General features: G+C 74.5%; 12 protein-coding genes. 6 read left to right on the forward strand and 6 right to left on the reverse strand.

Annotation, left to right across the window (positions count from 1 at the left end):
- The first annotated feature begins 57 nt into the window (after positions 1–57).
- Together FBY24_RS17890 and FBY24_RS17895 are read left to right on the forward strand one after the other, a co-directional pair.
- Entirely contained in the window at positions 58–651 is a 594-nt protein-coding gene (locus FBY24_RS17890; protein ID WP_142162645.1) for a YbjN domain-containing protein, read from the forward strand.
- Complete coding sequence (locus tag FBY24_RS17895) at positions 648–1,166, forward strand: YbjN domain-containing protein (RefSeq protein WP_142162647.1); 519 nt, start codon at positions 648–650, stop codon at positions 1,164–1,166. The genes FBY24_RS17890 and FBY24_RS17895 overlap by 4 nt, the downstream gene beginning before the upstream one ends.
- 7 nt (positions 1,167–1,173) lie before the next feature.
- Here the strand turns inward: FBY24_RS17895 and FBY24_RS17900 are convergent, their stop codons facing one another.
- Together FBY24_RS17900 and miaB are read right to left on the reverse strand one after the other, a co-directional pair.
- A complete protein-coding gene (locus tag FBY24_RS17900; protein WP_142162649.1) occupies positions 1,174–2,763 on the reverse strand; it encodes an aspartate:alanine exchanger family transporter in 1,590 nt (529 codons plus the stop codon).
- A gap of 166 nt (positions 2,764–2,929) precedes the next feature.
- A complete protein-coding gene (gene miaB, locus FBY24_RS17905) occupies positions 2,930–4,525 on the reverse strand; it encodes a tRNA (N6-isopentenyl adenosine(37)-C2)-methylthiotransferase MiaB (protein WP_142162651.1) in 1,596 nt (531 codons plus the stop codon).
- Between the two features lie 256 nt (positions 4,526–4,781).
- Between miaB and FBY24_RS17910 the strand changes: the two genes are divergently transcribed.
- The 4 genes from FBY24_RS17910 (at position 4,782) to FBY24_RS17925 (ending at position 8,069) form a co-directional block, all read left to right on the forward strand.
- Positions 4,782–5,510 carry an amino acid ABC transporter ATP-binding protein gene (locus FBY24_RS17910; protein ID WP_203793555.1) on the forward strand — a complete coding sequence of 243 codons (729 nt, stop codon included), beginning with the start codon at positions 4,782–4,784 and terminating at the stop codon, positions 5,508–5,510.
- Positions 5,511–5,590: 80 nt separating this feature from the next.
- Positions 5,591–6,430, forward strand: a complete 840-nt coding sequence (locus FBY24_RS17915) for a glutamate ABC transporter substrate-binding protein (RefSeq protein ID WP_142162655.1) — start codon at positions 5,591–5,593, stop codon at positions 6,428–6,430.
- An 83-nt stretch (positions 6,431–6,513) separates the two neighbouring features.
- Positions 6,514–7,203 (forward strand): amino acid ABC transporter permease, encoded by a 690-nt coding sequence (locus FBY24_RS17920; RefSeq protein WP_140460484.1) that lies wholly within the window; start codon positions 6,514–6,516, stop codon positions 7,201–7,203.
- Entirely contained in the window at positions 7,200–8,069 is an 870-nt protein-coding gene (locus FBY24_RS17925; RefSeq protein WP_142162657.1) for an amino acid ABC transporter permease, read from the forward strand. Before FBY24_RS17920 ends, FBY24_RS17925 begins: the two co-directional genes overlap by 4 nt.
- Before the next feature lie 24 nt (positions 8,070–8,093).
- On the opposite strand, the gene rny is transcribed toward FBY24_RS17925, so the two are convergent.
- The 4 genes from rny to recA form a co-directional block, all read right to left on the reverse strand.
- Positions 8,094–9,626, reverse strand: coding sequence for a ribonuclease Y (rny, locus tag FBY24_RS17930; RefSeq protein ID WP_142162659.1), 1,533 nt, complete (start codon positions 9,624–9,626; stop codon positions 8,094–8,096).
- A gap of 161 nt (positions 9,627–9,787) precedes the next feature.
- Positions 9,788–12,034: a DEAD/DEAH box helicase gene (locus FBY24_RS17935; RefSeq protein ID WP_142162661.1), complete on the reverse strand. Its 2,247-nt coding sequence runs from the start codon at positions 12,032–12,034 to the stop codon at positions 9,788–9,790.
- A gap of 33 nt (positions 12,035–12,067) precedes the next feature.
- The gene (locus tag FBY24_RS17940) at positions 12,068–12,658 is read right to left on the reverse strand and encodes a regulatory protein RecX (RefSeq protein WP_142162663.1); all 591 of its coding nucleotides are present in this window, start codon (positions 12,656–12,658) and stop codon (positions 12,068–12,070) included.
- Between the two features lie 151 nt (positions 12,659–12,809).
- Positions 12,810–13,847 carry a recombinase RecA gene (recA, locus tag FBY24_RS17945; protein WP_142162665.1) on the reverse strand — a complete coding sequence of 346 codons (1,038 nt, stop codon included), beginning with the start codon at positions 13,845–13,847 and terminating at the stop codon, positions 12,810–12,812.
- Positions 13,848–13,901 lie beyond the last annotated feature (54 nt).

A 13,901-nucleotide genomic window follows, 5' to 3' on the forward strand; every position in this document is an offset into this window, starting at 1 on the left:
CCCGACCGTAGCGGGTGCGTCCGCGGGTGCGCTCCGGGCGGCGGGTAGGGTCGGGGCATGGGCTGGTTCGGCGAGCAGGCGCGACGCTGGTGGCCGGGGCGGCGGGCGGCCGTGCCCCCTCCCCCGGGCGGCGGGGCGGACCTGGACGACGACGCGCTGCACGCCCGGGTCGCTGACCTGCTGGCACGTGAGCTCGGTGCGGCGGAGTCCTCGGGCAGCCGTCCGCTGCCGGTGACGCCCGCGCGCATCGCCGCGTGGATGGCGGAGAACGAGTTCTCCTACTTCGTCGACAACGACGGCGACCTGGGCGGGCTGTGGCGGGGCCGGCTGTTCTACTTCTTCCTCTTCGGTGAGGACTCGGAGATCCTGCAGGTGCGGGGCCAGTGGCACCGCGAGCTCGCGATCGAGCGGCTCGAGGAGGTCCTCGACCTGTGCAACGAGTGGAACGCGGACCGGATCTGGCCCAAGGCGTACACGCGGGTGCGTGACAACGGGCGGGTGCACGTCGTCTCGGAGGTCGCCACGGACCTGGAGCACGGCGTCACGGACGACCAGCTGAGCCAGTTCCTGTTCTGCGGCCTGTCGACGGGCAGCATGCTGTTCGACGCGCTCGACGAGCAGTACCCGGACCCGGCGGGGGTGGCGCCGTGAGCGCGCCGGGGTGGCTGCTGCGCGTGCTGGGCGGGCTGCCGAAGCCCGCCAAGGACCCCCACCCGGACGACGAGCCGCCGCGACCGCTGACGCGCGACCGGGTCGGGGAGTACCTGCTGGCGCGCGGGTACCGGTTCGTGGTCGACGAGGACGGCGACCTGACCGGCACCTGGGACGGCAGCCGGTTCTGGTTCCTGCTGCTGGGCGACCAGCACGAGATCCTGCAGGTGCGCGGCCGGTGGCACCGGACGGTGCCGCTCGCCCAGCGCGCCGCGCTGGCGCTGGCCGTCAACGACTGGAACCGCGAGCGCATCTGGCCCAAGGCGTACCTGCGCGAGGAGGAGGGCACGCTCGCCCTCTACTCGGAGGTCTCGGCCGACCTCGAGCCCGGGGTGACCGACGTGCAGCTGGCCCAGCTCCTCGCGTGCGGGCTCGGCACGGGCGTGCAGCTGTTCGCCGCCCTGGAGCAGATCCTGCCCGCGGACGGGCCGCCGCCGCCGGTGCCGGACAACTGAGGCCCCGTCACAGGCCGCCGAGCACCTGCCCCAGCAGGATCTTGGTGATCATCGCCGCCGGGTACACCAGCGCGTAGCCCAGCGCGACACGGGAGTCGTACCCGGTGCGCCCGTTGGCGAACGCCAGCACCGCGGGCTGGGTCTGGGCGCCGGCCATGATGCCGGCCAGCCGGGTGCCGCCGGTGCGGAACAGGCGCCGCATCACCAGGTAGAGGCCGGCGGCGACCGTCGTGGTGACGACGAGCCCGAGCAGGACGATCCGCACCCACTCCCCCGAGGCGAACGCGGCGCCGATCTGCGCGCCGGCGCGCGAGCCCGCCTGGGCGAGGAACACGAGCAGCCCGAGCTCGGCGATCGCCTGCGCGGCCGTGTAGGGCATGGCTGTGACGAGGGGGCCGACGCGGCCGAGCCGGCCGAGCACGAGGCCGACGACGAGCGTCCCGGCGGCGGACCCGATGGAGAAGACGCGCCCGGGCACGGGGAACGCGACGGCGCCGAGCAGGATCCCGAGGGTCATGCCCAGGCCGAGGACGATCGGCGTGATGTCGGACAGCCCGCGCGCGGAGTCCCCGAACCACCGGGAGACCTCGCCCATGCGGTCGCGCGGGGCGATGACGCGGACCCGGTCGCCGAGCTGGAGCAGGAAGTCGTCGGTGGCGACGACGTCGACGTCGCCACGGCGCACGCGCGAGATGGTGGCGCCGAACCGGTGCGGCAGGTCGAGCTCGGCGATGGTGTGCCCGGCGGCGCGGGAGTCGGAGACGGTGATGCGCCGCATGTCGAGGTACCAGCGGTCGACCTCGAGGTGGTGCGAGGACGTGTGCCCGAGCTCGCGGGTGACGGCGTCGACGTCGGCGGCGGGCCCGACGACGGTGACGAGGTCGTCGACGAGCAGCAGGTCGCCGTCGTCCGCGGTGCGGATCGGCTCGGTCTCGCCGCGGCGGACCCGGGAGAACTTGATGCGGTCCCCGTACCGCTCCTCCAGGTCCTGGATGCGTGGGCTGCTGCCGGCCTCGACACGGACGGTGCGGTTGACCAGCGCGGGCGGGGCGTCGGTGTCCTCGCGGCGGTGGCGCAGCGCGGCCGTGACGGCGACGAGCATGCCGACCACGCCGAACAGGTAGGTGACCGCGTACCCGACGGTCGGGCCGGTGGCGTCCCCGGCGGCCTCGCGGGCGGCCGCGAGCGCGGGGGTGTTGGTCACGGCACCGGCCCACGCGCCCGCGGTGACGGCGGGGTCGAGGTGCAGGGCGGCGCCCAGCGCGACGGCGACGACGGCACCGGTGACCAGGACCCCCACCATCGCGAGGATCTGCCCGAGGCTGCGGCGCAGGGACGAGAAGAACGTCGCACCGGACACGATGCCGACGCTGAACGTGAACAGGGTCAGGCCGAGCGTGCCGAGCTCCTCGGGGATCTCGAGGTCGACGCCCAGACCGGCCGCCCACGCGGACGCGCCGATCGCGAGGAACAGCACGGCCGCGGCCCCGAGGCCCACGCCGCGCACGCGCACGTGCCCGAGGAGCGACCCGGTGCCGATGAGCACGAAGAGCAGCAGGATGGGCTGCTCGGCCAGGAAGACGAACACGTCCGACATCGGTGTCTCCGTGTGAGGGGTGCGACGCTGCGACCCTCATTGAAGACCCGCCCCCGGCGGCCCGTCTGGGCCGGAGGGCCCGGGTGCCCGCACGCGGACGGGCTGTCGGCGGGCGAGCAGCCACCGGACCGGCGGTCGGCGGACCAGCAGTCCCGCGGGCGGGTGGTCAGCGGGTCGGCGCGCCGAGCCCCGGCAGGCCCAGCACCACGGGCCCGGCCGGCGCGGGGGCGCCCGTCCCGCACGACGACGCCCCCGCGTGGGCGTGCTCCTCGCTCCCCGCGGTGCGCGCCTGCCAGGCGTCGCCGGCGCGGGTGCGCCGCACCGCGAACGTGCCGCCGGGCGTGAGGGCGGAGTCGGCGACGAGGTGGTGGGGCGCGCTGCGGGTGACCTCGACCGTGACGAGGTCGCCGGGACGGGGCGCCTGCGCCGCGTCGAGGCCGGGCGGCAGCGCGAGGTGCACGAGGCGGTTGTCGGCCGCGCGGCCCGAGATGCGCGCGGTGTCGGCGTCCTTGCGCCCCTCGCCCTGGGCGACGAGCACGTCGACGCGGCGGCCCACCTGCGCGGCGTTCTCCTCGGCGGAGATCCGCTCCTGCAGGGCCTGGAGGCGCTCGTACCGCTCCTGGACGACGGCCTTGGGCAGCTGGTCGGGAAGGTCCGCGGCGGGCGTGCCGGGCCGCGGGGAGTACTGGAAGGTGAACGCCGAGGCGAACCGGGACGCCTCGACCACGCGCAGGGTGTCGGCGAAGTCCTCCTCGGTCTCGCCGGGGAACCCCACGATGAGGTCGGTCGTGATCGCCGCGTCCGGTACCGCGGCGCGCACGCGGTCGAGGATGGCCAGGAAGCGCTCGGCCCGGTACGAGCGGCGCATGGCGCGCAGGACCCGGTCCGAGCCGGACTGCAGGGGCATGTGCAGCTGCGGCATGACCGTCGGCGTGGCCGCCATCGCCTCGATCACGTCGTCGGTGAAGGCCGCCGGGTGCGGGGACGTGAAGCGGACGCGCTCGAGCCCGGGAACCGCGCCGACCGACCGCAGCAGCTTGGCGAACGCGTGCCGGTCGCCGAACCCGACGCCGTAGGAGTTGACGTTCTGCCCCAGCAGGGTGACCTCGATCGCCCCCTGGGCGACGAGCGCCTCGACCTCGGCCAGGACGTCGCCCGGACGACGGTCCCGCTCCTTGCCGCGCAGGTGCGGGACGATGCAGAAGGTGCAGGTGTTGTTGCAGCCCACGCTGATGGACACCCAGCCGGCGTAGACGGACTCCCGCCGCGTGGGCAGCGTCGAGGGGAACACCTGCAGCGACTCGGCGATCTCGACCTCCGCCTGCGCGTTGTGGCGGGCGCGCTCGAGCAGCGAGGGCAGAACGTCGATGTTGTGCGTGCCGAACACCACGTCCACCCACGGGGCGCGCTCGACGATGCCGGCGCGGTCCTTCTGCGCGAGGCAGCCGCCCACGGCGATCTGCATGCCGCCGGTGCGGGCACGCTTGGTGCCCGCCAGCCGCCCGAGGTTGCCGTAGAGCCGGTCGGCGGCGTTCTCGCGGACCGCGCACGTGTTGATGACGAGGACGTCGACGTCCTCCGCGGCGGCGTCGTCCGCGGGCGCCGGCACGTAGCCGGCCTCCTCGAGCAGCCCGGCCATGTGCTCGGAGTCGTGCACGTTCATCTGGCAGCCGAGGGTCTTGACCAGGTACGTGCGCGCACGCGCCGCCGGGGCGTGCGCGACGGCGGGGGCGGGGGCGGGGGCGGGCAGGGTCGTGGACATCGCCCCCCAGGGTACGTCGGTGCGACGCCCGCCCCGGTGCGGGGCCGGTCCGACGGCCGCACGACGCCGGACCGGGCACACCCGGACGCACCCGGGCGGACCCGGCTGTGCAGACCGGGATGACTGGGACGTTACGGGACCGTGACGTCTTCTCGTGGCGCCCGCAACATCTCCCCCGTAGGTTCGGCAGATGCCCGACAGCCCGAGCGACCTCACGACAGCCGTCGCCGCCCCGGCCCGCCCCACCGGCGACCCGCTGATCGTCCTGTCCGGGGTCAACAAGCACTTCGGCCCCCTGCACGTCCTGCAGGACATCGACCTGACGATCCACCGCGGCGAGGTCGTCGTGGTCATCGGACCGTCCGGGAGCGGCAAGTCCACGCTGTGCCGCACGATCAACCGCCTGGAGACCATCGACTCCGGCACCATCACGATCGACGGCCAGCCGCTGCCCGAGGAGGGCCGCGCGCTGGCCCGGCTGCGCGCCGACGTCGGCATGGTGTTCCAGTCCTTCAACCTCTTCGCGCACAAGACCGTCCTGGAGAATGTCACGCTCGGGCAGGTCAAGGCCAAGGGCGTGCGCCCCGCGCAGGCGAAGGCCACCGCGATGGAGCTGCTCGAGCGGGTCGGCGTCGCCAACCAGGCCGACAAGCGGCCCGCCCAGCTCTCGGGCGGCCAGCAGCAGCGCGTCGCCATCGCCCGCGCCCTGGCCATGAAGCCCAAGGCCATGCTCTTCGACGAGCCGACGTCGGCCCTCGACCCCGAGATGATCAACGAGGTCCTCGACGTCATGGTCAGCCTCGCCCGCGAGGGCATGACGATGGTCGTCGTCACGCACGAGATGGGGTTCGCCCGTCGCGCCGCGCACCGCGTGGTCTTCATGGACGCCGGGCAGGTCGTCGAGCAGGCCGAGCCCGAGGAGTTCTTCACCGCCGCGCGCAGCGAGCGCGCCCGCGACTTCCTGTCCAAGATCCTCACCCACTGACCCGGGCGCGCACGGCGGGCCCGGCACCACCGACCAGACCGCAGCACGACACGACGCACGACGACACGAAGGGGACACCCATGCGCGCACGACTGGCGATCGCGCTCACCGCGGCGGCCGCGCTCACGCTCACCGCCTGCTCCGGCGGCGACACCGACTCCGAGGGCACCGAGGGATCGGGCGAGGGCGAGAGCATCCGGATCGGCATCAAGTTCGACCAGCCCGGCCTCGGCTTCCAGGACGGCTCCGACTACACCGGCTTCGACGTCGGCGTCGCGACGTACGTCGCGGAGCAGCTCGGCTACTCCGCCGACCAGATCGAGTGGGTCGAGTCCCCGTCCGCGCAGCGCGAGACGATGCTGCAGACCGGCCAGGTCGACATGATCTTCGCGACGTACTCCATCACCGACGAGCGCAAGGAGGTCGTGTCCTTCGCCGGTCCGTACTTCGTCGCCGGCCAGGACCTGCTCGTCGCCGCCGACGACGACTCCATCACCGGGCCCGAGGACCTCGAGGGCAAGAACCTGTGCTCCGTCACGGGCTCGACGTCCGCGCAGCGCATCAAGGACGAGTACGCGGCCGGCACGAACCTGCTGGAGCAGCCCGGGTACGCCGAGTGCGTCACCGCGCTCGTCGCAGGGTCCGTCGACGCGGTGACCACCGACGACATCATCCTCGCCGGCCTCGCCGCGATCCCCGCCAACGAGGGCCAGGTCAAGGTCGTCGGGAACCCGTTCTCCGAGGAGAACTACGGCATCGGCCTGCCGCAGGACAACGAGATCTGCGAGGACGTGAACGCAGCCGTCGAGCAGATGTTCGAGGACGGCACGTGGGAGCAGCTGCTGGAGGACAACGTCGGCGCGTCGGGCTACGTCCCGAACGCCGACCTCAACCCGCCGGCCGTCGAGCCCTGCGCCTGACCCGCTGACCCCGCGGGTGCCGGCCACCGGCACCCGCGGGTCCGCACGCCGTCCCCCTGCCGCACGCCCCTGGAGGTCCTGCCGTGGACGAGGGCTACCTCGCCCAGTTCCTGTCGTTGTTCGAGCAGTTCGACGTGCTCGCCGCGTTCTGGGTCAACATCCAGCTCACCGCGTACGCCGCCGTCCTCGCGCTCGTCCTCGGCACGGTGCTGGCCGTCATGCGGATCTCGCCCGTGCCGAGCCTGCGCTGGGCCGGGGCGACGTACGTGACTTTGCTGCGCAACACGCCCCTGACGATCATCATCGTCTTCTGCGTGCTGGGCCTGTGGGGGCAGCTCGGCATCACGCTCTCGGCGGACTTCCAGACCAACTTCTTCCGCCTGGCCGCCATCGGCCTGGGCGTCTACCACGCGGCGTTCGTCTGCGAGGCGCTGCGCTCGGGCGTCAACACCGTGCCCGTCGGCCAGGCCGAGGCGGCCCGCGCGATCGGCCTGGGCTTCTGGCCCGCCGCGCGCCTGGTGATCCTGCCGCAGGCGTTCCGCGGCGCCGTCGCCCCGCTCGGCAACGTGCTCATCGCCCTCATCAAGAACTCCACGGTCGCCGCCGCCGGGTCCGTCGCCGAGGCCTCGGGCCTGATGCGCACCATGATCGAGTTCCGCCCCGACGTGATCCTCGCCGTGTTCTTCGTGTTCGCACTCGGCTTCGTCGTCCTCGTCGTCCCGGTGGGCCTGCTCACCACGTCCCTGTCCCGACGCCTGGCGGTGGCCCGATGAGCGCGCACGTCCTGTTCGACGCCCCCGGGCCCCGCGCCCGCCGGCGCATGGTGGTCGTCAACGTCCTCGCCGCGCTCGTGGTGGTCGCGATCGCCGCCGTGGCGCTGGTCGTGCTCGACCGCAAGGGGCAGCTCGACGCCCGTCTGTGGACGCCGTTCCTCGAGGCGCGCACCTGGACCGGTTACCTGCTCCCCGGCCTGCTCGACACGCTGCGCGCCGCCGCGCTCGCCATCGTCGCGTCGGGCGTCTTCGGGCTGGTGTTCGGGCTGGGCCGGCTCGCGTCGTCGCGCGTCGTGCGCGTCGTCGCCGGAGGCGTCGTCGAGTTCTTCCGCGCCGTCCCGGTGCTGCTCATGATGATCTTCTTCTACATGGGGATCTCCCAGCTGGGGCTGCTCGACCCGGGCGACGTGCCGCTCGTGGCCGTGGTGCTCGGCCTGACCCTCTACAACGGGTCCGTGTTCGCCGAGCTCGTGCGGTCGGGCGTCCACGGGCTGCCGAAGGGCCAGCGCGAGGCGGCGCTCGTCGTCGGGCTCACCCGCGGGCAGTCGCTGCGGCTCGTCGAGGTGCCGCAGGCGCTGATCGCCATGCTGCCCGCGATCGCGTCGCAGCTCGTCGTCATCCTGAAGGACACCGCACTCGGCGCGATCATCACCTACCCCGAGCTGCTGGCCGCCGCACGCCGGCTCGGGTCCGGCGAGGGCAACATCCTCCAGGCGCTGCTCGTCGCCGCGATCATCTTCATCGTCATCAACTACGCCCTCACCCGGGCCGCCGACCGGCTCGCGACCCGCGTCGACCGTCGCACGTCCGGCACCGCGACGGCCCAGGCGCCGAGCCTGGCCGTGCGTGCCGGGGGCGACGACTGACCGGCCCGGCGCCGGCCGCGGTCGTCAGCCGGCCGTGGCGCTGGCGCGCAGCTCGCGCACCACGGTGACCTTGATCTCGCCGGGGTACGTCAGGTCGGCCTCGATGTGCCGGGCGATCGACACCGCGAGCTGCGGCAGGGCGTAGTCGTCGACCTCGGCCGGCTCGACCACGACCCGCACCTCCCGGCCCGCGGACATCGCCAGCGCCCGGCGCACGCCTTGGTGCGCCACGACGAGCGCCTCGAGCTTGTCCATGCGCTCGAGGTACTGGTCGACCTCCTCGCGGCGCGCACCCGGCCGGGCCGCGGAGATCGCGTCGGCGGCCTGCACGAGGACGGCCTCGACCGTCGTCGCCGGCACCTCGTCGTGGTGCGCGGCGATCGCGTTGACCACCGCGTCGGACTCCCCGCAGCGCCGCGCCAGGTCCGCGCCCACCGCCGCGTGCGTACCGCCGACCTGCGCGGTCAGGGCCTTGCCGACGTCGTGCAGGAACGCCCCGCGGCGCGCCACGTCCACGTCCGCACCCAGCTCGGCGGCCATCGTCGCCGCGACCTGCGACGTCTCGACCAGGTGCTCCAGGACGCTCTGCCCGTACGACGAGCGCAGCCGCAGCTGACCCATGGTCCGCACGAGCTCCGGGTGCAGCCCGTCGACACCGGCCCGCTCGGCCGCGTCGTGACCCGCCGCGTCGTGCCGCTCGTCAGCGCCGGCGAGCGCGTCGGCGTAGGCGGCCTCGATGCGCTGCGGGTGGATGCGGCCGTCGCTCATGAGGGCCTCGAGCGCGACCTGCGCGACCTCGCGGCGCGCGGCGTCGAAGCACGAGAGGACCACGGTGTCCGGGGTCTCGTCGATGAGCACGTTCACCCCGGTCAGGGCCTCGAAGTGCCGGATGTTGCGGCCCTCCTTGCCGATGATCCTGCCCTTCATCTCGTCCGACGGCAGCGGCAGCATGGTCAGCACGCCCTGCGAGCTGGTCGGCACCGCGAGCCGCTGCACCGCGGCGGTGACGATGCGTCGCGCACGGGCGTCGGCGGTGCGGCGGGCCTGCGCCTCGGCCCGGCGCACCTGCCCGGCGGCGTCGTTGGTGGCCTGCTCGACCTGGCGGCGCGTGAGCTCGGCCCGCGCCTCCTCCTCGGTGAGGCCGCCGACCGCCTCGAGCTGGGCGCGGGCCTCGTCGCGGGCCGCAGCCAGGCGCTCGCGCGCCGTGCGCTCGGCGTCGGCCAGCGTGCGTGCCGCCGCGCGCTCGGCCTTGTCGAGCGCACGGGCCGCGGCCCGCTCCGACTCGACGAGCGCGTCGGCCTGGGCGCGCGTGCGCCGCTCGAGCTCGGCCAGCGCGGTGCGCTCGGCCGCGAGGTCCTGCTCGCGGTCGACGACCCGGCGCTCACGCCGCTCGGCGTCGGCGAGCAGGGCCCGCGCGTCGTCGCGGATGCGCGCGACGTCCTCGGTGGCGCGGCGACGCTGGGCGTCCGCGTCGCGCCGGGCGAGCAGGATGAGCAGCAGGGCGACCAGGCACGCGCCCAGCAGGCCGACGACGGTGACGACAGCACCCGGATCCACGACACTCCCCCTCGTCCGCGCCGGCTCGTGCGCCGCGCGCGGCCATTCTCCCCCGCTGCCGGGCGCCGTCCGGCCAGGTCACCCGTCCAGCGCGCCGCGCACGGCGCACCGGTCGACCAGATCGCGCGCCGGCGCGCCCGGCCGGAAGCCCGGCGGTGCGGTCAGCCGGGCCGGGCCGTCAGGTCGTCCCAGACCGGTCCGTGCCCCAGGCGCGCCTGCTCCCAGGCGACGACCTCGCGCGCGAGCGCGGCGTCGGTCACGTCGACCGCACGGACCGAGCTCTGCGCGAGGACCGAGTCGCGCACGTACGCGTCGACCTCGCGCGCACGCTCCGCCAGGACCGCGCGCAGCCGTTCGTCGACGGTGCCCTCGGCGAGCAGGCGGTGCGCGCGCACGGCCCGGAGCTGGCCCATCCGGTGCAGGCGCGCGAACGCCTGCGCCTCGACCGCCGGCGAGAGCTGGGGCTCGCAGAGCACCGCGACCGAGGCGCACTGCAGGTTGAGGCCCACACCACCAGCCTCGACCTGCGCGACGAGCACCGCACCGTCGTGCGGGTCGGCCGCCGCCAGACGGTCGACCATGGCCTGCCGCTCCCCGGGCGGGACGTCACCGGTGAGCGGGCCGCCGACGTGCGCGACGCCGTGCGCCCGCAGCACGGGCGTGACCACGTCGAGCACCCCGCGGAAGTACGACAGCACGACGACGCGGCGACCGTTCTCGCGGGCGTCGTCGACGATCTCGAGGAGGCGCCCGACCTTCCCCGACGAGGGCAGGCCGTCGACGACGGTCGTCGCTCGGCGCATCCGCACCAGGTGCCCCTCGGCCACGGCAGCCGCGTAGGCGCGGGCACCGCTCGCCGTGAGCTCCTCCCACTCGTCGACGACCTCGAGCGCGGGCAGCTCGAGCAGCACGTCACGCTGGTTGCGCCGCAGGTAGACGGGAGCGACGGCGCGGCGGAACGCGTCCGCCCCGGCGAGCCCGAGGTGCCGGGGCAGGCCGGGCACGAGGTCGGGAGCCACGAGGTCCACGAGCGCGACGAAGTCGTCCACGTGCCGCTGCAGCGGCGTGCCGGTGAGCAGCGCCACCCGCGGCGTGGCCCGCGCCCAGCGGGCGACGGCCCGCGACCGGCGCGCCCGTGGGTTGCGCACGAGGTGCGCCTCGTCGACCACGAGCATCGCCAGGCCCGGGCGGGGCAGCACCTGCGGGTCGGGCAGGTGGTGCATCGACCCGAACGTCGTGACGGCGACGCCGCCGTCAGCGACCCAGCGGGCCGCGGCCGCCGTCGCCGCGTCCCCGTGCACCCGGTGGACCGGCAGGGCGCTGTGGGTGGTGACCTCGCGGGCCCAGGACACGAGCACGCTGGCCGGGCAGACCACGAGCAGGTGCCGCTCGCCACCGGCCGCGAGGTGCGCCATCGCGGCCACGGCCTGGACGGTCTTGCCGAGCCCCATCTCGTCGCCCAGCACAGCCCGCCCCTGGCACAGCAGGAACCGGGCGCCGAACTCCTGGTAGCCGCGCAGCGTGCTGCGCAGCAGGCGCGTGTCGAGGGGGTGGGCGACGACCTGGTCGGCGAGCTCGCCGGCGAGCAGGCCGCGCTCGACGGCGAGGTCGAGGGCCCCGGGCACGAGGCGGTGCAGCGCGGTCGTGTACGTCGCCGGGCGGCGTTCGACGTCCGACCAGGCGGCGTCGAAGCCGGCGTCGTCGTGGACGCCGGCGAGGTCGTCGAGGAGGCTCGACAGCGCCGTGGCCTCACCGGACGTCGTCCAGCCGGCGAGCGCACCGACCGCGCGGCGGGCACGCCCGCGCACCCGCGGCAGGCTCAGCGCGTACCGGACGCGGGACGTCGCGGGGGCGGCGGCACGGCTGTGCGTGCCGACCGCCCGCACGTACCCGGCCAGCCGATCGTGGTGCGGGTCGACCTGGGGCCACCACCGCAGCAGGGCGTGCAGCGCGGTCACGACGCGCGTGCTGGCCTCGGTGTCGGGGCGGTCGTCGGTGTCGAGCCGGAGCCGCACGGGCATAGCGGCCCGCACCGCGTCGGCGAGCTGCAGCACGGCAGCGCTCACCGCACGGGCGGTGCCGGGCCCGACACCGGGCACCCGCGCGAGCGTGGTGGCGTCGACACCGACGAGGTCGGCCGCCGTCCGGTACCCGGCCGCGGCGAGCGCCCCGAGGCGCAGCGGCCGGTCGGTCGTGCCCGCCAGGGCGCCGACCTCGACGCAGGCGAGCTCGGCACGCACGCGCGCCTCACGGTCCTGCGTGACGGTGCCCGTCACGGCGTCCTCCAGCGCTGCGACGCGGTCGAGCACCGCCTGGGCGCGCGCCGCGAGCGCCAGGTGACAGTCGACCTCGGCCCGGGCCGCGCGGCCGGGCACCACGCCGGGCGTCACCAGGTCCCCCGCCGTCACCGGGTCGCGTCCGAGGCCGGGGCTCCCACGGGCTCAGCCACCCGGGAGGAGGTCGCCGTCCTCCTCCGCGTCGATGCCCTCGGCAGCCAGCTCCTCGCGCAGCACGCGGCCGACGAGCGCCGGCGGGTAGCCCTTGCGGGCCAGCGCGGCGTACGTGCGGCGGGTCCGCACCTGGGGGTCGAGGCCCGTCGTGGTCCGCAGCTTCTTGCGGACGAGCGCGCGCGCCGCCTGCTCCTCGTCCTCGTCGTCGACCTGCTCGAGCGCGACCGCGGCGGTCTCGTCGTCGATGCCGCGCCGGCGCAGCTCGGTGCCCAGGGCCCGGCGGGACAGTCCGCGCTCCGCGTGCCGGGTGCGCACGACCATGCCGGCGTACTCGGCGTCGTCGACGAGCCCGACGTCGGTGAACCGGTCGAGCACGCGCTCGGCGACCGCCTCCGGCACGTCCCGTCGGGCCATGGCCTCCGCGAGCTGCGCGCGGCTGCGTGGCGCGGCGGTGAGCATGCGCAGCGCGATCGCACGCGCCACCTGCTCGGGGTCGGCGTCCGCCTCCTGCGCGGCGTCACCCGTGGCCGGCGGCTCCTCGGACCGCGCCCCGCGGCGGCGCCCGCCACCGAACGTGCTCATGCGTGCTCCTCCCCGGTGCCGGACGATCCGCCGGCACCGGTCCGCACCGGCGTCGTCGTCGCAGCGGTCGTCGCGGCCTCCGCGGACACGCACCGCCCGCCGCTGCCGGCAGCGGCAGGGCGGGCGGTGCGCACCGTCGACAGACCGTCGGTCAGAAGTCGACCGCCGCGGGCTCGGCAGGTGCGTCGACGCGCGCGCCGATGCCGAGCTTCTCCTTGATCTTCTTGTCGATCTCGTCGGCGAGGTCGGGGTTGTCGCGCAGGAAGCCGCGCGCGTTCTCCTTGCCCTGGCCGAGCTGGTCGCCCTCGTACGTGTACCAGGCGCCCGACTTGCGGATGAACCCGTGCTCGACCCCCATGTCGATGAGGCTGCCCTCGCGGGAGATGCCGTGCCCGTAGAGGATGTCGAACTCCGCCTGCTTGAACGGCGGGGCCATCTTGTTCTTCACGACCTTGACGCGCGTGCGGTTGCCGATCGGCTCCGAGCCCTCCTTGAGGGTCTCGATGCGGCGGATGTCCATGCGGACCGACGCGTAGAACTTCAGCGCCTTGCCACCCGTCGTCGTCTCCGGGCTGCCGAAGAACACACCGATCTTCTCGCGCAGCTGGTTGATGAAGATCGCCGTGGTGCCCGAGGAGTTCAGGGCACCGGTGATCTTGCGCAGCGCCTGCGACATCAGGCGCGCCTGCAGGCCGACGTGCGAGTCGCCCATCTCGCCCTCGATCTCCGCCTTCGGCACGAGGGCCGCGACCGAGTCGATGACGACGATGTCGATCGCGCCGGAACGGATCAGCGTGTCCATGATCTCGAGCGCCTGCTCGCCGTTGTCCGGCTGGGCGACCAGGAGCGCGTCGGTGTCGACGCCGAGCTTCTTGGCGTACTCGGGGTCCAGCGCGTGCTCGGCGTCGATGAACGCCGCGATGCCGCCGGCACGCTGCGCGTTGGCGACGGCGTGCAGCGCGACGGTCGTCTTGCCCGAGGACTCCGGGCCGTAGATCTCGATGACGCGGCCGCGCGGGAGACCGCCGATGCCGAGCGCGACGTCGAGCGTCACGGACCCGGTGGGGATGACCTCGACCGGGGCGCGGGTGTCCTCCCCGAGCCGCATGACCGACCCCTTGCCGAACTGGCGGTCAATCTGGCCGAGCGCGGCCTCGAGAGCCTTCTGTCTGTCCTGCGGAGCGGGCATGGTCACCTCGTCGTCTCGTGCAGCGTGCGCTGCGCCTGCGGGGCTGGTCTGACT

Origin of the sequence: Cellulomonas sp. SLBN-39 (genome assembly GCF_006715865.1) — a bacterium.
In the GTDB taxonomy this organism is placed as follows: domain Bacteria; phylum Actinomycetota; class Actinomycetes; order Actinomycetales; family Cellulomonadaceae; genus Cellulomonas.